Genomic DNA, 19,755 nt, shown 5'->3' with positions numbered 1-19,755 from the left:
TGTTCATGGACGTACAGCTTCGCCGTTACCACATCGGAGGCCGCATTCATCTCTCAACCTGTGGTACGGGATGGTGACCAATTTAAGCGTAATCAGCCATGGTTCGGCAGTCCTCGCTTTTCTGCTGCTGGCCGTCCTGATAGCCAGCAAGTACCTCCGTCGTGACGTTGACCGCACGATGCTACTCGCTGCCCTGGTGTCCGCCATGTGGGCATTTTCGCTTGTGGGGCAGGCGCTGTGGCAACAGCCTGGATTCTTTATACGTTACCTGCTTGAGATCATCCGGGATGCGGCCTGGATAGCGGTGTTACTTGCTTTGCTGAGGGACGCTGCCCGCACCGGCCACTTCATCGGCAAGATTCGAACTGTGCTCAGCACCGCCGCGGTTTCACTCCTTCTGCTGCTACTGGTTTCCGGCATTCTGGAGTACAGCTTCGGCCTGTCCGTGCTTGACGGAAAAACCAAAGTGGTCGGTCAGATCGCGCTGTCCCTGCTCGCGCTCTCACTGGTGGAGCAAATCTGGCGCAATGCCGGCAAAATGGGTCGTTCAAGCCTCAAATACATCTGCATTGGCACCGCCACCGTGATGGCGTTCGACTTCTTCATGTACGCCGACGCCCTGCTGTTCGGCAAAATATCCGATCCGTTCTGGACGGCTCGCGGCCTGGTCAACGCACTGCTGGTCCCCCTGTTTGCGGTCAACGTAGTGAATACCCGCAAGCAACCGGTGGAGTTCCAGCTGTCCCGCAGCGCCGTCTATCACGTCGGGACGCTTACCTTTGCCGGCCTTTACCTGATCTTCCTGGCGGTGGGCGGGTATTACGTCAAGGTGATGGGAGGCGCCTGGGGCGAAGCGTTGCAAGTGCTGTTTATTACCCTGTCCATGGTGTTCTTCGCCACCCTGATCACGTCGCGTCGGGTACGTGCCCGACTGATGATTTTCATCAGTCAGCACTTCTTCGACTACAAGTACGACTACCGGGAACAATGGCTGAAAATGACCCGGGAGTTGGCGGATCTCGGCGATTCTCCGCCGCTGCCGGAAAGGGTGATCCGCATACTGGCGGGGCTGGTGGAGAGTAATGCCGGTGTCCTCTGGCTCAAGGACGAAGACGGCAACTTCGCCCTGCAGGCAGCCACCAACATGACGCCCCCCAAGTACACCACCATCGACGGCCAATCGGAGCTGATCCGTTTTCTCGGTCAACGGGAATGGATCATCAACCTTCATGAGTACCGCCGGGACCCGGTACGTTACAAACTGCTGGAAATCCCGGACGCTATTACCAAGTTCAGCGAGGGCTGGCTGATTATTCCCATGTACCTGGACAACGCCCTGTATGGGCTGGCACTGGTGGGGAGCCCCTACGCCAAGATAGAACTGAACTGGGAAAACTTTGACCTAATCAAGGTAGTCGCCCGCCAGACCTGTAACCTGCTTGCCCAGGCGGATGCCCAGAATCGACTGTCCCGAGCGATGCAGTTTGAGGCAGTCAACAAGGCTTCGGCGTTTATGGTGCATGACCTCAAGACACTGATCGCCCAGTTGACCCTGCTGGTCAATAACGCCTCCAAGCACCGGAATAACCCGGAATTTATTGATGATATGATCCGGACGACCGAACACGCCATCAAAAAGATGTCGAATTTGGTCAAACACATTCGCAAGCCGGCGGATCAATCCGTTGATTCGGAACTGGTTGACCTTCAGGAGACGGTCACCCGGTTGATGGAACAGCATGCCAGTGGCCGACCCGCCCCCCGTTTTATCGGCGCTACCGATCGAGTATTGATCAAGGCGGACGGCGAACAACTCAGAAACGTGCTGAGTCACCTGGTGCAGAATGCGCAGGATGCAACCCCACCGGATGGGGAGGTCACGGTGACGCTGAAAACCTCGCATGGGCAGGCCGTCCTGTTTATCCAGGACACCGGTTGCGGTATGACCGAGGACTTCATCAAGTTTCAGCTGTTTAAACCGTTTGAGAGCACCAAGGGCTTGACCGGAATGGGGATCGGTGCCTACCAGGCTCGCGAATACGCGCGCAAGATAGGTGGCAACATTGATGTCACCAGCGAGCCGGGCATCGGCTCCTGTTTCTCGGTCAGACTCCCCATCGCGCAGCCCCCGAAGACACATCCTGCACACCACCCCCAAACGCCGGATTCCCAACCCTATTCCCAGGCAAAAACTGCCGAATAATTGGCAACTTAGAAAAAGTCTGGCGGTCGAGATTGCATTATGTCACTGTACGGCTAACACTTATTAGTTGAACGCTCCACGGTATAAAAAGGATTTGTGGCGGTTGTGAGTAAACGACTTTTGATCGTTGAAGATGATCCTGGACTTCAAAGCCAGATGCGCTGGTGTTTCAGCGATGACTTGGAAGTCACTGTCGCGGATAGCCGCGACTCCGCATTGGCAGCACTCCGGAGACTGGAACCGGATGTTGTCACCCTTGATCTTGGTCTTCCCCCGGACCCTGGCGGGGCCTCGGAAGGCTTTGCCCTCCTTGAGGACATTCTCCGTCTTGCCCCCCAGACCAAAGTGATTGTGGTCACCGGACGAGAAGACAAGGAGAACGCCGTCAAGGCAATCGGCATGGGGGCCAGCGACTTCTACCAAAAACCCCTGGACGCGGACATACTCACCTTCGTTGTCAACCGGGCTTTGCGCCTGGCAGAGCTGGAACGGGAAAACCAGGAACTGAGCCAAGGCTCCAACGGCACGTCCATCAAAGGCATTGTGGCCGCCAGTCCCCAGATGCTTACCATTTGCCGAACCATCGAGAAAGTTGCGCCGACGGACGTCACCACGCTTATATCCGGTGAAACGGGCACCGGCACAGAGCTGCTGGCCAGGGCACTCCACGACCTCAGTCACCGTGCCGACAAACCGTTTGCCGCTATCAACTGCGCAGCAATCCCCGAAACCCTGCTTGAGAGCGAGCTGTTCGGCTATGAAAAGGGCGCATTCACCGGCGCAACGCAAAGCAAGAAGGGCAAGATTGAAAGCGCCAATGGCGGCACGCTCTTCCTCGACGAGATTGGTGACATGCCCATGCCCTTGCAGGCCAAGCTGCTGCGTTTTCTTCAGGAACGGGTGATCGACCGGGTTGGCAGCATTAACCCAATTCCAGTGGACGTTCGGGTGGTCTGCGCCACACACCGGGATGTTCGCGCGCTCATCGATGCCGGCGATTTCCGGGAAGATCTCTACTACAGAGTCAGCGAAATAACGCTGGAAGTCCCCTCTCTGCGGGATCGGGATGGCGATGCACTGCTGGTTGCACAGTCGCTGCTTAAGACCCTTGGCAAACAGATGGACCGCCCGGCCCTTTCCTTTACGGAGGATGCGGTAGCCGCCATCAGCAGTTACGGTTGGCCGGGTAACGTCAGGGAAATGATCAACAAGGTCAAACGAGCGACCATTATGGCCGAGGGTAAGCGGGTTACCGCCGCAGACCTGGAGCTTCAGCTGGATACTTCCGTTAATCCCCTGGCTACCCAGCTTAACCTGCGCCAGGTTCGGGAAACCGCTGAACGTCAGGCAATCATGCAGGCCCTGCAGTCCAGCAATTTCAATATGGCCCAAGCGGCCCGCCTGTTGGGCGTTACCCGTCCAACCCTCTACAACCTGACGGATAAATATAAAATCGAATCGTCTGCGGAAGCGAACAGCACCAGACATTAGGCAACAAAGGGATACAGTAAGCCATGACAAGAAGGAATGCGCCCGTTAAGCCCCTCCCGCTGTTACGGGCCGCGCTTGTTTCCACTGCACTGGCCATTGGTCTGACCGGCTGTGGCAACGACGACAACATGAGCCAGGCGGAAATCCAGTACATCAGCCATCTGGACCAGGCCCGCTTTTTTCAGCGCCAGGGTGAACTCAAGGCCAGCACCCTGGAGGCCCGCAGCGCCATCGAACTGGAGCCGGGCAAGTCAGACCCCTATTTTATTATTGTTCGCAACCTGGTCACCGCCGGCGATGCGGTCAACGCCCAACGTCAACTCGACCAACTCCGGGAAATGATGCCGGACAGCTTTTTCACCGAACAGGTCGGTAACCGGGCTGCCCTGTTACGGGCGGAAGCCGAGCTGATGCAGGGGGAGTTCGATGCCGCGCTGATGTCGCTGAATCAGGTCAGTAATCCGGACAGGGCCCAACAGCTTGAAGTTGAACTTATGCGGGGCAAAATCTACGAAGCCAGCGGCCTGCTCGCCGAAGCAAAGAAAGCCTACCAAGCGGCACAGGCCCTGGACAGTGAATCGGTCCAGCCCTTCGTGGGCCTGTCACGTGTCGCCTTCGCCAACGGCAACCCCGAGCGGGCCCGCTCACTCATCGACCAAGCCAACAGCATCAGCCCACAAGATCCGGAGCTGTGGCTCTGGAAGGCACAGTTTGCCGAAGCCAACGGTAACTGGGAAGTGGCCGAGGACGCCTACATCAAGGCTCTGGAAGACATCGGACAATACGATGTCATGACCTACCGCAAGTATGAAACCATGTCGGCGCTGATTCGCGTGCTCCGGGAACAGGGGAAATCCTCCGAAGCTTTCGTCTACGAGGAAATTCTGGCCAAGTCGGCGCCGGGCACCATAAAAAGCAATATGGCCGCCGCCCGGGATGCGTTTGGCGAGGGCGACCTGGAAACGGCAGCGCGTTACCTCGAAGAGATCCTCGCGCAAACTCCGACTCACGAACAGAGCACCCTACTGCTGGGGATGATCCGCTTTCGCCAGGGACGGGTTGAGGAAGCGGAGGCATTACTGGCTCCACTGGCTGAGTACGGCGATTCCACTGCGGTGAACAAACTGCTGGCGGCCACCAAACTGGAAATGCGGGACCCGGAAGGCGCCCGGGCGCTGCTTGAAGACCTTGAAGGGGATCAGTCCGACCCTGACATTCTGGCCCTGGTGGGCATTGCCTCCCTGGCGAGCGGGGATAGTCAGGCGGGAGAGGAGTTCATCGAAAAGGCACTCGAACTCAAGCCCGACCATCACGATCTGCGGCTACGTTATGCCGCCTACCTGGCGCAGCGGGGCCAGCCTGAGAAGGCAATTGAACTCACCCAACAGATTTTGGCGGCTCGGCCGGATCATGACCAGGCCAAGCTGGTCTTGATCCGCACCTACTTTTCCATGGGCGAGACCAATGCGGCCATCGAGTCAGCCAATGATTGGGTCAAGACGCAGCCTGACAGTGTTCCCGCCTTGCTAACCCGCGGTGACCTGGCCGCAAAGACCGGTGACCTCGCAGAGGCGAGCCGCTACTTTGAGCAAGCCGCGGAAGCTGCGCCCGACAACGCCGATCCACTCATCGCCCTGGGCAACCTTGCCAGAGAACAGGGATCGCTCGAAGAGGCACGGGAATACTTTCGCCAGGCGGTGATACTGACGCCCGACAATCGCTCGGCGCTGCGGGGAGCAGCAACGACGTTTGAGCGAGATCAAGCCATTACACTCATGGAAAACATCCTCAAGGACCAGCCCGACGCCACCGGTCCCAAGCTCGTTCTGCTTGAAACCGCGCTTGAAAACGGTGACGCTCGTCAAGCCGACGAGTTGACGGCTGAATTAATGGAATGGACTAGCGAAAACCAGCCCGCACCAACAGCGCCCCTGGTTGCATCCATCTACAGCGGTGTTGGAGAACTTCTGATACAGGAAGGAAAACTGGACCGGGCCCAGGAGACTTTAAACCGGGGACGTGTCCTGTTCCCGGAGAATCTGGATATCGGCCTCCAGTCTGCCATGCTGGCGTTTCGCTCAGAGGATCCTGAGAAAGCCAGAGCCATTTTGCAGGACGTGAAACGTACCAATCCAGAGTCGCCCAGACCCTTTGTCGCAGAGGCGACCTATCTGGAAAACCAGGGAGCGTATAAACAGGCTGCCGAGTTGTTGGAAATCGCGGCGTCCAAAACCCGCGAGCCAGGGATAACCCTGGCCTACGTACGGGTGCTTCAGCTTTCCGACCAACCCACCCAGGCAATCAGGGTACTGGAAACCGCCGTTGAGCAAGCCCCGCGGCAACCCCAGCTTCAACTGACCCTTGCCCTGCTCTATCAGGGCAATAACCAGATTGAAAAGGCCCGATCAGCCTATGAGGTGGTGGTTGAGACGGCTCCCAACAACGCATTGGCGCTGAACAATCTGGCCTGGATATACTTTGAGCAGGGTGACGACCGAGCGGTATCGCTGGCCCAGAGAGCTTATGACATACAGCCGGAAAGCGCGGCAATCGTGGATACGTACGGATGGATTCTCTTTAAATCCGGACAGCACGAAGCAAGTCTTGCGCTTCTCGAGAAGGCCCATAAACTGGACCCCGATACAGACGACATTGCCTTTCATCTGGCAGAGGCCTATAAGGCGACGGGGCGAGAGGAGCAAGCTCGTGCCCTACTGCAAAGTATGTAACCCATCCATATTAAAGCAATCCATTTCTTAAATTGTCGGGAGCCCTCGGGCTCCCGAACTGTATCCCTGACTCAGTGGCTCCCCGCCATCGTGCTTCAAGCGAAATACTTGGCTTCAAGCCGAATTATCGGCCTCTTTCACTTCGATATAACGCTGACACTTAAATATCAAAACGTTCCAATGGTTCAGTGGCAGCTACGGCAATCAGCCTCAATACTTACCTAGTAAACTAGGCCCGGTTTAACAGGTGAACTATGTACTCAGCCAAGTTACTCGTCTTAACAAGCGCAATAACCGTGTTCGCTGGGTGTCAAAGTTGGCAATACGGTGATTTGGGAGATCTCGACGCGCCTGCCGCGTTACCCGAAACCAGTGAGCCGGGAAAGGTTCAGGCTTGGTTTTATGACGGCATCAGTGGCATAAAGGTCTCTGACCTCACCAGCGCCTCTGCGTATCCCGACAGTCCAACTGAAATCGCAGATTTCACATCCCTTCACCAATCTGCGCGGCGAGGTGATGACTACGGCACTTTTATCAGGGGATATATTGAACCTCCTGTCGACGGCAGTTACCGTTTTTTCACCAGTGGCGATGACGAGACCCAGTTCTGGTTAAGTACTTCAACATCACCTGATGATAAGGCGTTGGTTGCCACGGTTCCTGGCTACAGCTCAGATCTTGAATACACAAAGTATAGCTCTCAGACGTCTGCCTATCTCTCTTTATCCGCAGGGCAACGATATTATTTTGAGGTATTGCACAAGGAAGGCAGCTATGGGGATCACTTTAGCGTCGCCTGGGAGGGCCCCGGCATTTCTCAGCAGGTTATAGACGGTCCTTACCTTCATAGCTATGCAGAATCACAGATAGGCGATCTCGAGAGCACACAGGAGGCCTATTCACTGGGTTATCGGGTTGGCTTCGTCGACGGAACCGAAGGCCTTGCCTTCACTCCTTCATTTCCCCCGCTGGATCAAGACCAGGATGGCATTTACGACAATTGGGAAGTGGTCAACGGATTGGACCCCACCAACTCCGGCGACGCCACTTCGGATCCGGACGGTGATTTCCTGTCGGCTGCCGATGAATTCCTGATTGGTACCCGGGAAAATAACGCCGACTCCGACAATGACGGTATTCCTGACGGTACCGAATTTGCCTATCAGATGGACCCACTCGACCCCAGTGATGCGTCTGGAGATATTGACAGTGATGGCTACACCAACCTGGAGGAATATCAAGCTGGCACCGAACTCGATAATCCCGAGAGCTTCCCGGAAGAAGAGCAGGCGCAGTACGTCCAAGCCTTTGTTGGCCAGTACTTTGATGATATGGGGTTTGGAAGCCTCTACGGCACGCGTACGGGCGAGAGCGTAAACTTTGATTGGTCCAGAAGCGCTCCGTTGAGCGGCATGCAACAGGACCGTTTCAGTGTTCGTTGGAGTGGCTTTTTTGTACCACCTCACAGTTCGGGCAACCAAACCTACGACTTCACCATAACCACCGATGACGGTATGCGTCTGATGCTGGATTCCGCCACTGTCATTGATGCCTGGGTGGATCAGGCGCCCACTTCCTACAGCTATCAAACTTCACTGGCTGCGGGCTCCATGGTGCCAATCGTTGTCGAATACTATGAGAACAAATACGGTGCCGTCGCTCAATTGGCGATTACCAATACCAGTACCGGCGAAGTCGTGAGTCACGACATCGGCATTCAAAGCCCCGACCTGTCGGGAACCAGCAGTGCGGACACTGACGCGGACGGCATCCCTGATATCTGGGAGCTCAGCTATGGACTGAATGCCTTTGTGCATGATGCTGGTGAAGTCAATAACACCAGTGGCGTAACCAATCTTGAGGCCTATGAGTCGGGCCTTCACCCCTATACCCTGGAACCGGTCGGCGACGACACCTCAGGGGGGGACACAGGCACAGGGGGCACATCAGGGTCCATTACGCTAACTTGGACCGCTCCGTCCACCCGGGTTGACGGCAGCTCTCTCTCGCTAAGCGAAATCGCTTCCTATGAGATCCATTACGGTCAGTCTTCGTCCAACCTTGATCAATCCATAACCGTTGATGGGGCCGAGGACACGTATCAGTTTACCGGTCTTGCCTCCGGTACCTGGTATTTCTCTGTCACCACCTTCGACACAGATGGGCTGGCCAGCGAGCCTTCAGAGGTGATAGCCGGATCGGTTAAGTGATTAGGCAAGGCTGTCCTAGACGTCAGGTTGATAAAGGCGGTCCAGGTATTCCTGGACCGCCTTATAAGTTGAGGGCGCCAACTTCTCCAGACGGACTTCCTCGTCACATTCCCTGCAAGTCAACCCCAATACCACCAGCGTCGCGTCCGTACGAGCATTGAAGATACCCGGCAGTTGAGCAAGCTTTGCCTGTAGTTCGTCCCTCTCCCACTGCCCCTCTACATAGTAGCCATAGGCGATATGAACCTGCTGGCCCCCTTCTATGGCCTCCAGGCTCAACCCTGCCAACTCAACGCCGTCCCTGGTATTCAGGGTAAATGTCTTTACAGGCAGGAACTTCCCCGAATCATAAAGCCGGTTTTCATACTGAATCAGCTCGTTGCCCGGTCGCTGGTAATCGTAGCTGTAGAGGCCGATGAAAACCTCCTGGTTATCGAGAGGCCCAGTGTCATCATTCGAGCGCTCCATAACCACTTTGGTAAAGGTTCGGTCGGGCCAGGCTACGACCGGAGCCCAACCAGACAGGTTGCTTTTAAAAAGCGGCAACCATTCAGCGGGAGGAAAGACCTCAATATGGTGGGACACCGGATCAGAGTATGCGCGGGAGACATCCCTTGGCACGGCCCACCAAACCATCGCGGTGAAGCCCAGGGCCACCAGGGTCAGGGTGACCGCCCCCACCAGATTATAAGGCGATGGGACCACTTTGTTATGCTGGTCTCGGCTTGGTGATTGATTGTTGCCATCGTTGTCCTGTGACTCCAGGCGACGGGCCAATAAAAAGAGCGGAATAAGCGTTACCGCAAAAATCAGCCAGCCAAAGAAATCGTGTTCATGGACAAGCGATGAGGTCATTTTCGAGTTGTATCCAATTAAGATGATCAGAAACACCCGGACCCAGTTGGCTGCCATCGCCAAGAATATGCCAACCAGCGACAGTATGATTTTGCTGTCTATTCTGTCGTAGCTAAGCTCTCCATAAACAACGGTAATGAACAGGCATACAATCAGGTATCGAAGGCCTGAACAGCCATGGGCAATTTCAAATGCTCCAATACCGGGAAAATAAACCAGAATGCCTTTTACGACGAACTCGATATCCAGCCAGGACAGCCATAACTGGGTCATGGAAACCGTAACAAGCTGGAGTGGCCAGGCTAGATAGTCCCAAACTGGCAAGGTCAGTACGAGCAACCCAACTGGTACAATAAACCTCTTAGTTTGCCTCCATCCCCAAATGACCAGCAATCCGCTGGCAATCAGCGGAATAATAGCCAGTTGTTGGAAAACCTCAATCAGTAAAAAAACACCCGCCAGATACAGGGCGGCCGATAACAAAAAAGGTATCAGCCAGATGGCATAAAATCCCACTCTTGGACGTTCCCTGCCCCAACTCTGGTATCCCAGATAGAGCGAAACGAGCAAAACCAGAAAACTATGGGAATAGGCTTCGTCAAACTTAAGCCAGCGTGAAACCAGCCCTTCAATCGTCGGCCATAATCCCACTATGACGATAGAGATAAAAACCAGTGGTACCACACTGTCCCGGACGGTAACAGCTAACCGACGCTCCATGACCAACTTCCATTCTTTTTAACGTTCAGGCCAAGGATATATTTCAAGCAGAAAATACGCCCCAACCACATTATTGGCATTAGCTTGCTTCACCCAATAAGACGATGCCTTTTAGCCAGAAATTCTTTCAGACCATAAAGAAACTTCAACACAGGGCTCTGAACGAGCATGACCGATTCCAGCGTTTGGCTGCAAGTGGCCATTCTCGCTTTGTAGTTTTCATTCTTTCCCTGCCCGGCCAACATATCAAACACGTTAACGTCGCGAGACTCAAAAGCTTCCTCCAGACTGTAACCAATGTGCAGGGTCCCCAAGGCGATTTTTTTGTGGAATCCTTCAACAAATCCGGATTGGATATTATACAGGCACCCCAAATACTCAACGTTGTACAGCTGGGATATCACTTCCCCGTCGCACGTTAGTTCCGATAGCTTCGGCACCCCCCCTTCCTTTCCAACACGCTCAAGAAACGCTTTATGAAACCGCACACTGGCTTCATTGAAACATGGCTGGCCCCAACGCTTTGAATGGAAACGATTCAAGCGCTCAAAAAAATCATCCACCTGATCCGGCCAAGCATTGGTTACCCTGATATCTCCACAGGACTCCAACACTTTACGCCGGTTATAGAGTCTAAGCCTGGTACTGGAACCGAGCGCCCTTAGGTAGTCGGAAAACGAGCCAACGGTCTTCACTGCGTAGGCGGTATCCCTTGCTACGGTCCTGAAGAGCCAACCGCACTCTTTGGCAAGCTCTTCGAGCAGTTGCTTTTCTTCACGATCCCCCCGTAGATCACGGAAAACCGCTTCATCCCATGGTGCTTCCAAAAGCAGTTCCCGCAATGCCTTCGCCCCATCTGTCAGGTGACCATCACGTCCGATAAGTGTGTTGTATTCGGTTCGGGGCGTAGACAGCCTCCGGTAATTGGTTCCTACAAACTGGAGACAACGGATAGGGATGACCCTCTTGTATCGGTAGCAATCCAGATAGATCCCGGACCGACCGAACCCCTGTTCCTTGACGAGTTGGAACCCAGTCGTGCTGCCCCACTCGGACCACCATGCCGTCTGCCATGCGTCGGTCTGAAATAATCCGGGGTACGATGTCCCATCCATGCTACCTCAACTCCTTTTGCGTGAATTTGCCACGAAACTGCCTGGTTAATCCAACAGCCGCTTTAATCTCCCTTGGGGCTGCCTCGCACCTTTATTGATGAAACGGACTAGGGCGAACCCTTTACGACACCCTGAGTCTAGTTTGATTTGGTCCGAGGGTGAATCCCGTCGCTTGAGGATGATCTATAATACCTGATAAGCCCATGGCGAATTCCTCTCCACTGAACTCATCCGGGTCACCTCCATCAGCATCCGGTTGCATCTCGACAATCACCGAGGGGACTCTGGTAGCCAGGTTCGGTAATGACCATGGCTATGCGTTCCTGACGACGCTTACCTCCCTGATCAGCCGGATAGGCAACACCGCCATGAGACGGCGGCAAAAGCGAATGGAAAGCGAGAGCACAGTTTAATTAATTCAAGTGGAATTAAATGCTCTGCTCCCTCCAAGTAATTTGCCAAAACGGCTACAGTATGGCGTTTGGTATGCTCTGACACGCTTTCCATACCAACTCACCATGCTATGGGTAAAATCGTAAGCCTGCTTTTATGACAACAGCCTCCGAATTATTGAAAGGGTCAGTCACCCGGGTATCCCAGACCTTTACCAGTATCCTTGTGGCATTCTTCATGATGCCCTTCCTGGTACACGAACTGGGTGACCACTGGTATGGCGTCTGGACCGTCATTGGCAGCCTTGCCGCCGCCTATCACCTATTCGACCTTGGCATGGCCAGCGCTGTCACTCGCTACGTGAGTCACGCCTTCAGCCTGGATGACAGCACGGAGGCCAACGCAACAATCAACACAGCCCTGTTCATATATATCGCCATCTCATGTGGGATTGTGTTTATTACCATTGCAATAAGTTTTGTATCCCGGCTTTTCATTGACAGTCCGGATGACAAAACCCTGGTTCAGCAGCTGGTACTGATTGTCGGGCTTTCCATTTCCTTTGAGCTGCCCTTCAATGCCTTGGCGGGCGTGCCAAACGCCAAGCTTAAGTTCCATCAGGTTGCCTTGGCACGCATATTCGCCACGCTCCTGGGGGCCGCCCTTACTTGGTATTTCATCTCGAAAGGATACGGAGTGCTGGCGTTGGCGGTGATTACCTTTTGTACCGCCCGAGTTTCGAGCATCCTGTATTTTATTATCTGCAAAGCGGCCTTTCCTCAACTGAGGCTGAGCTTTCGGTTCTTTTCGAAGAGCAAAAGCAAAGAACTCTTTGGCTATAGTGCCTGGTCTTTCATCATGGCAATTTCCTATCAACTCCGAAACAACGTTGATAATTTCGTTATTGCGGCATTTCTGTCAGCCTCAAGCGTGACCCACTATGCCATAGGGCTGCGGCTTGTCGATTATCTGGCCCAGTTCCTGAACCAGGCCACCAACATGTTCCTGCCGATTTTCACCAGCTATCATGCTCAGGATAACCGCGAGCTATTGCATCAAAAACTACTGTTCATCACTAGAATCAATCTGCTACTGGCAATGATCGCGAGCGGCGGACTCATAATCTTCGGCAGCGCCTTTATCGATCGCTGGATGGGGCCGGACTTTCAGGATGCGTACTGGGTTATGGTCGTACTGGTGATAGGCCGGATGATCGATATCGTTAACACGCCATTAAAGTCAGCGATGCTGGCTGCCAGCAAACACAATATCGTAGCCAAGGCCGACATCGTTGATGTCACACTGAATGTCCCCTTGAGCATCATTCTGGTTCATTATTATGGAATACTGGGCGTGGCCATGGGGACACTCATCCCCATGGTCGCCTTGCACCTGATCGTTTTACCAATCTATGGCTGCCGTTCCATTGAGCTTCCGGTCTTCACCTTCTACCGTAGTATGCTTCGCCCCATGGTGGCGGTAATACCTATCATAGGCCTGACATTCTACAGCATGACTACCGTTGCCCCGGAGACCTACACGGACATACTGGTGTTTGGATCCGTTATGGCGCTGCTCTGTGTGGTTTCGGGCGTAATCTTCGGATTCTCAAACCAGGAAAAATCAGACCTGCAGAAGTTGATCCCAAGGCGGCTGATCAATCTTATCCCCAGCAATCGTTGAGTTGATCAGGGGTCACTCGGCAGACAGGCGACGATCAAGGGCCCTTTTTCCCAGTATCGACTCGTACAATCCTTTCAATTCGTTGGAGGGCCGAGTAATACTGAACTTCCTGGCGGCGACTTCCTGGAATCGCTCAAACTCATCTCTCCGCCCTTTCAGATTAGCCAACTCCTGCACCAGGGCATTGGACAGTGACTCACTGCTGCCTGTCGTTATCAATTGCGCCGGTGAGTGCTCAAGCACCTCTCTGAGACCTACACAATCACTGCCCACAATGGGTACACCGGCCGATAACGCTTCCATCGCTAGCAGCCCGCAAGCCTCCCAGCGTGAGGGCATTGCTATCACGTCCACGCCCTTCAAGGCTGACGGCATATCGTCGGTCTGTGGCATTTGGTGAAAGACTTGATCGAGTCCCTTCGCCTTAAGGTAGGCGTAATCCTCTCGAACGTAACCGCCCCAACCAAAGGTCAACACGTGGGGCATGCGTCCCGGGAGGACACGCTGAGACATCTGTTCCATCGCATCCACCAGAATTCGAAACCCTTTCTGACCCATGAACCGGCCAAAAAAACCGATCAGGGGCGTGGAATCCGTAAGGCCGAGTTCGCCCCTGAAATCCCGGGACCGCCCCTCCAAGAAGTACTCGGTGTCGATGCCATGCAATATCCCGTGTATGCGCGTAGCCTTAACTGAAGGGAAGAACTCGAGGAAATTGGCTTTAGCATCTTCGGTTACCGTATGGATGGCGTCCATTCGCCTGAAGATTCGGGCCAGCAGCCATTGCTTGCACCTGCCTTTTATCCCGGGAAACTGCGCTGCCGTAAAGACGTCATGGGCGGTCATCAAATGGGGGCATTGGGAACCAGTACGTGCAATCTCGGTTAAGAGGCCGGCAGAGAACCCATGGGAGTGAACCAAGTCCGGGTTTTCAACCCGAACTATCGACCGGACCTGCTTAACGAAACTCAGCGTTCCTGCTTGCGCTGGTATCAGCTCAATCCGGCCCTCGGGAAGAAACCGCCTTAAATAATCACTTAACCCTTCGTCCGGGGCAATGAGTAAGAACCTGCAATCAATAAAGGCCGGCTGACTGTAGACATACCGGAAAAACGTGCGGATCCCTCCGCCTGGCTGTAGAGCCGTCATAACAATATTCATGCTATCTATCCATGTCTTAAGTAATTAGAAAATGACATAATTCTAAACATCCACTTTTCGAACTATACCCTTTTTCTTATTCTCCTGATGCGTGGTCTACGTTGGAATCCCACAGCCTTTGAAGCCGATATCTCAATACTCCTTTCTCCTTCAACTCTTTGGACGGTGAGCCTATAGAGAGCAACGGAAAGCCCGCCAAAGAAATACCACTCGTAGCTCTTCAACCCAAAACTGGCAAAACTGAAAAGAAGGTTCATCAGCAACCAGACTTGCATGGCCTGAACCGTTCGGTAAAGAAAATCATCCGAAGTAAGTTTTTCTTTCACTAACCGACCGGCAGTAATGAAATTCTGGATGATCGTTTTTACATAGAGCACAAAAATGATGAGCCCGATCAAGCCAATCTCCTGCCAGACCTCCGCCCACAGAATGTGGGAAATCTGATCTTTCCCCGCGACATTCCAATTGGCTTCCCTCGAGGTACCAAGTCCGTGTCCGAGCAATGGCCGGTTCATGGCGACACGAAAGTCGGTCGTCCAGCCTTCCAGTCTTCCCTCCGCCGAAGCGGACTGGCGCGCGTCACTGCTGACGATGGACAGATAGCGATCTCTCTGCACATCACTCAGGTTCGCGTAAATTACCCCAAGTCCAACAATACCAATTAATGCCAAGGTAATTTTGTGCTTACTCTTAAGCCATATCCCACTAGCAATGATTCCAATTGCAAGCGCGCCGGACCTGGAAAGGGTCAATACCATCGCGTAAACCAGAACGGGAGCCAACAACAGATAACATAAGGTTTTCTTTCTATTCGCGGAAACCAGCAAGTAATGAAAGAACGGTATAATTGTGGCAATGATAAATGCCAAACCATTTGGATTTACTACATCAGAGGGCGCTCCCGACAAACGACCGGCGAACTCCCCTACCCCCAAATAGGTTTGCGATCCTAGATACCCCTCAGTTATATGTAAATATAATGGCTCAAGTACCCTGAACAGGTTGCAGAACAAGAAAACAAGTATCAGAACCTTTAACCGTTTTTCGGTAATAATCAAGTTAACAGTAAAAAAGTAGAAAATAGCGCCCTTAATAAACTCCATGAACCCACTGGAAATGACGGAGCCCGGCCATTCAACGAAAGGTAAAGTAATGAATGAATACGCCAGAATTGCGATCAAATACTTGGAAGCGGCATCCAGTTTTGAGCCATCCGGTTTTTTCGACACAATTATCTGATAACTGATCAAGGCTACAAGAATCACCTCAAACCTGATGGATCCGAGTATGGGAAGCCTTGCTGGTAGGTGAAGAAAAAAACTGACGAGGTATAGCAGGAACAGACGGTAGGCCCATTTACCTTCCCTGGCAGGGTCAGCGGACACGTTTCTCGATTTCCTAATTGAGTGACTCATTAACCCAGTCCATCTCTAACAGCACGAATTGGTGAAAGTCCAACCCTACCTGGTTGCAACCGTGACCCGAAGGTAACCCCTGGGGCCCCAAGCCCACGAATCTGATCTCTTTCACACGGGAAATTGGACAACACCTATATAATACCTGATCTTGGAATAGAAAACGGCAAGCCCACAACGCAAAGCCGTTGAGGATTCTGGGAGGAAAGCGTTTCTACGCAGTCAAGGGTCCACACGATTTTTTGGAGACACCTTGCTGTTTCCAATGTCAATCCACAGATGGCAATCACCCAATTACTGATGGCAGGAAGATAGCAGTTAGCTATCGAGCACCTTTTTATTCGATTAGGCTTTACTTAACCTGCTTTCAGTCAAAAAAAGTATTATTCTGAACTTTGAGCCGTTGCTAAAGTTTTTAAAGATGACCGCCATCGTTTAGGTAAGGAAAGCGCCATGTCACAGATTCCGTTAGCTCGCAAATTATTCCCTTCCCTGTTGGTCATAGCTCTCTCTTCCACTGCCGCCCACAGCGCACCATCCATCTCCAATATTTCGACGTCCTCTGATGGCAATAGCATTGTAATTAACGGTAGCGGCTTCTCCTCTGGCCCGAATGTCGTTTTATTCGATAATTTTGAGTCCGGATCTCAAGATGGAGCCCCGATTGGTTTAGAGAGTCCTAACTACGGCACCTGGTCGTCCTATGGCGGCGACGGACAAGCCAAGTACGCAAAGGAATCAGACGGGAATACAGGATTTTATGTCAGGGACTTTGCTGCTGGCGGCAAGGGACTGGCGCAATTAATAAAAGTGTTTGACAGATCCTACAGCACCATATACTTCTCGTTTTCCGCCAAAGTGCCGGAGGGCAATACCTTCGCCGGATCATCTTCGCCAAAGAGTTTTCCCAACGTCAGTTCCTGGAAACTGTCCTGGTTAATGTCCGGTAGCACCGGCTACAACAGTGGCGACGGAAATTTCGATTTGTGTATTCCCACTCATGTTGGCTATGGCGCCTTTCAGGTAGGTGGTAATGACGGCGTGTTGTCCTGGGTTGATGACGGTGATCAGTGGTGGAGCTGGACCGACTTCAATGATATTTCCTATTACATGGACTACGGAAGCTCCATCAATTGGGTTTTAAACTTCAACTCGGGCAAAGGTTTTCATACCCGGTCAGGTAATGAATCGTCCTCGAAACTTGGCGGCAACGGCACCTTTGATCGCATCAATATGCCAGGCTGGTGGGGTAACGGTGATAACAGCAATTTTTCAGGCATATACGACAATATTTACATCGCGGTCGGAAATAATTCTCTCTCCAGGGTAATGATCACAAACTCTTCCACAATATCAAACAGTACACGCTCGATCACTGTGCCACCTTCCAACTGGGGAAGTTCACAGATTCAGGTAAACGCCGATGTTATTCCTGATTGGTCAAACCTGTACGTTCATGTTTCAGACTCATCGGGGAATATGACAAGCCAAGGCTATCCATTGGATGAAGTGCCCACCTCATCCTGCCCACAATGCCCAAGCCCTCCATCCAACCCGGTCATCCAGTAGCGAAGGTCATCACCACTGGTCAGTTTGGCCTGGATAGGCATATTAGCTAAAGGGGAGTACCTTTCATGGGAGTGAATTGTACTCCTCTCCCCCCAGCGGCTCGAACCGACAGCCGCTTTACCTTTCAAAATATCCCGGGGCTTCTGACGGTGTCAGATAGCCAGTACAACCTCGTGCTATCGAAGATGAGATGGTGGTGGCCCTCCAGGTTTCAGGTACAAGGATCTACAGATCGCTGCCTTATTACTCTCGCGGATTCGGCCCTCAGATTTTTATGCCATCTTTTTTGAACAGCCTTATTTTTATCATATAGGGTAACCCAGGGTTGTAGCTTTCAATCCTGCGGTACTCCCGAAGTACATTACCGTTAATTGGATCTCTGGTCTTTTTAATTTTTTTAATCCCTTTGATGGCGTCAACGATTCCTTTCAACCAATATTTAAAGTATCCGTCCCTGAGCGAATAAATAAACTGAGCACCTAAGCCAACCAGCATTTTCTTAGCTAACAGTGCTACCGGGAAATGGCGTAACGTGAGCCATATAAGATTCCTGGTGTCATAGTAATAACGACGCCAGGATTCTCTGCCAGCTAACGAATGCGCATGTCTCACCACAATCTCGGGATTGTATTCCACCGTTTCTCCAGCCTTCATCAACCGCAGGGCAAGGTCCGGGCCTTCGTGGCTGATGAAGAAATCGTCCATGTAGCCCCCCGCCTTTGTGAACGAACGCTTCCTCAACGCGACCGCGCCCTCACTGATTTCATAGGTTTCAAAGGGCTTGTCTCCCCAGTGCTCAATCCTTCGGTGATGAATCCAGTTCATCTGAAGCAATGTCTTATCGTCTACCACCTTAAAATTGAGCGCCGCCAGACTTTTTGAATTCTCAAATTGGGACACTACCTTCTCCAGCGACTCTCTGGAGAACCCGAAAACGTCATCATCCAGCGAAACAATGATCTCGGAAACGGCGGCGGATATGCCGACGTTGCGACCAGAAACCCCCATATTCCTGGCCAATCGGATGACCTTGATCCTGGATGAATATGCCGTCAAAAGGCGGGAAACCTCTGTTTCCGAGCAATTGTCGACAACAATGATTTCAACATCGTCATCAAACTCAGCCACCAGCTCCCTGACGTTGCGTGTTATCTCATCCGGTCTATTGTAGGTGAGAATCACGATTGAACACTTGGGCAAGCGTTTTTCCATGGAATCTTTTTTTAACCTATCAGTTGTTCCAGCCCGTAGATCTTTTTCTCGAAGGTTGCAAACTCGCTGTTCGCTGGATACCGGTTGATTGCCCAGCGGTCCGCCATGGGATTGCTCCCTGGAAACGCTGACAGGGCATACTCATAACCGGCGTCCCTGACGGTATCCTTAACTGCATCATCGAAATCCGTTGGCATCCCGTTTGGGTAACAAAAGCCCTTTGGAGGAACCCCAATCTCTCGTGCAATCGTGTCTCTGGAACTCTCGATTTCAAACCTCAGTGTCGATGGATCAAGCTTGGTCAGTATCGGATGACTGACTGTGTGGCTGCCCACTTCAAGCCCTTTTTCAACCATGCCTCGAACCTGTGGCCAAGTGACAGCTCGAAACTCCGGTACAGGCTCCCGGGGAATCGAAACGTTCAGCAGACCACAAAAGTTGTCAACAAAATCGATTTTTTGGCGGTTATCCAGCAGGAGGCAATGGTCACAAACAGTATGCCAAGCCTGGTCTGGATGATGTTCAAAGTCTAGTGTCTCGCCAAGTTGCGTAACGGCCAACTGTTTTAAATCGGTTTCTTCAATGGCATATCGAACAAGGTCCGGCCACAGCCACAATTCCCCATTCACGAACCCGGTGGTCAGAAACAGCGTTGCCGGTACGCCACACTCCTGCAGCACCGGAAATGCATGCTCGGCAAAATCGTGATAACCATCGTCAAAAGTCACCACCACCAAGTTGTTGGGAAGCCTGCCTTTACGGAATGCCGAGAACATTTCGTCCATCCCCATAGGAACGAACGATTTCTTGATTAAACGAATCTGCTCGCGAAACTGTGTGACACCGATTGTTCCCGGAGCACCGTCAGGGGAAATTCGGTGATACATCAGAATCCGCGGGTGAGTTCGTGATAGGAACCGGGCCATTTCAAGGACCCCAAACGGTCGAGCGACTCGATACATCATCCCTTTGACGTTCATACCACCCTCCCTACGGATC

12 protein-coding genes are annotated in these 19,755 nt (G+C 52.7%); 6 read left to right on the top strand and 6 right to left on the bottom strand.

Annotation, left to right across the window (positions count from 1 at the left end; all coding sequences use genetic code 11):
- Positions 1-70: 70 nt before the first annotated feature.
- The 4 genes from prsK (at position 71) to R3175_RS02430 (ending at position 8,633) form a co-directional block, all read left to right on the top strand.
- Entirely contained in the window at positions 71-2,203 is a 2,133-nt protein-coding gene (gene prsK / locus R3175_RS02445; protein ID WP_318942146.1) for an XrtA/PEP-CTERM system histidine kinase PrsK, read from the top strand.
- A 105-nt stretch (positions 2,204-2,308) separates the two neighbouring features.
- On the top strand, positions 2,309-3,694 hold the full coding sequence (gene prsR / locus R3175_RS02440) for a PEP-CTERM-box response regulator transcription factor (protein ID WP_318942144.1): 1,386 nt from the start codon (positions 2,309-2,311) through the stop codon (positions 3,692-3,694).
- Positions 3,695-3,717: 23 nt separating this feature from the next.
- Positions 3,718-6,423 (top strand): tetratricopeptide repeat protein, encoded by a 2,706-nt coding sequence (locus R3175_RS02435; protein ID WP_318942142.1) that lies wholly within the window; start codon positions 3,718-3,720, stop codon positions 6,421-6,423.
- Between the two features lie 254 nt (positions 6,424-6,677).
- Positions 6,678-8,633 carry a PA14 domain-containing protein gene (locus tag R3175_RS02430; protein ID WP_318942141.1) on the top strand — a complete coding sequence of 652 codons (1,956 nt, stop codon included), beginning with the start codon at positions 6,678-6,680 and terminating at the stop codon, positions 8,631-8,633.
- Positions 8,634-8,648: 15 nt separating this feature from the next.
- On the opposite strand, the gene R3175_RS02425 is transcribed toward R3175_RS02430, so the two are convergent.
- Both R3175_RS02425 and R3175_RS02420 read right to left on the bottom strand, forming a co-directional pair.
- A complete protein-coding gene (locus R3175_RS02425; RefSeq protein WP_318942140.1) occupies positions 8,649-10,208 on the bottom strand; it encodes an exosortase/archaeosortase family protein in 1,560 nt (519 codons plus the stop codon).
- A gap of 89 nt (positions 10,209-10,297) precedes the next feature.
- Entirely contained in the window at positions 10,298-11,323 is a 1,026-nt protein-coding gene (locus tag R3175_RS02420) for a GNAT family N-acetyltransferase (protein WP_318942138.1), read from the bottom strand.
- A 549-nt stretch (positions 11,324-11,872) separates the two neighbouring features.
- On the opposite strand from R3175_RS02420, the gene R3175_RS02415 reads away from it, so the two are divergent.
- Positions 11,873-13,399 (top strand): lipopolysaccharide biosynthesis protein, encoded by a 1,527-nt coding sequence (locus tag R3175_RS02415; RefSeq protein ID WP_318942136.1) that lies wholly within the window; start codon positions 11,873-11,875, stop codon positions 13,397-13,399.
- Positions 13,400-13,411: 12 nt separating this feature from the next.
- On the opposite strand, the gene R3175_RS02410 is transcribed toward R3175_RS02415, so the two are convergent.
- Positions 13,412-14,560 carry a glycosyltransferase family 4 protein gene (locus tag R3175_RS02410; RefSeq protein ID WP_318942135.1) on the bottom strand — a complete coding sequence of 383 codons (1,149 nt, stop codon included), beginning with the start codon at positions 14,558-14,560 and terminating at the stop codon, positions 13,412-13,414.
- Between the two features lie 62 nt (positions 14,561-14,622).
- On the bottom strand, positions 14,623-15,945 hold the full coding sequence (locus R3175_RS02405; RefSeq protein WP_318942134.1) for an O-antigen ligase family protein: 1,323 nt from the start codon (positions 15,943-15,945) through the stop codon (positions 14,623-14,625).
- Positions 15,946-16,428: 483 nt separating this feature from the next.
- Between R3175_RS02405 and R3175_RS02400 the strand changes: the two genes are divergently transcribed.
- A complete protein-coding gene (locus R3175_RS02400; RefSeq protein ID WP_318942132.1) occupies positions 16,429-17,544 on the top strand; it encodes a hypothetical protein in 1,116 nt (371 codons plus the stop codon).
- A gap of 264 nt (positions 17,545-17,808) precedes the next feature.
- On the opposite strand, the gene R3175_RS02395 is transcribed toward R3175_RS02400, so the two are convergent.
- The gene (locus R3175_RS02395; protein WP_318942130.1) at positions 17,809-18,756 is read right to left on the bottom strand and encodes a glycosyltransferase family 2 protein; all 948 of its coding nucleotides are present in this window, start codon (positions 18,754-18,756) and stop codon (positions 17,809-17,811) included.
- An 11-nt stretch (positions 18,757-18,767) separates the two neighbouring features.
- Positions 18,768-19,736, bottom strand: a complete 969-nt coding sequence (locus R3175_RS02390) for a polysaccharide deacetylase family protein (protein WP_318942128.1) — start codon at positions 19,734-19,736, stop codon at positions 18,768-18,770.
- Positions 19,737-19,755: the final 19 nt, after the last annotated feature.

This window comes from Marinobacter sp. (genome assembly GCF_033722735.1).
Taxonomy (GTDB): domain Bacteria; phylum Pseudomonadota; class Gammaproteobacteria; order Pseudomonadales; family Oleiphilaceae; genus Marinobacter.
Note: the sequence above shows the minus strand (reverse complement) of the source record. Positions and strands in the feature narration are given on the sequence as shown.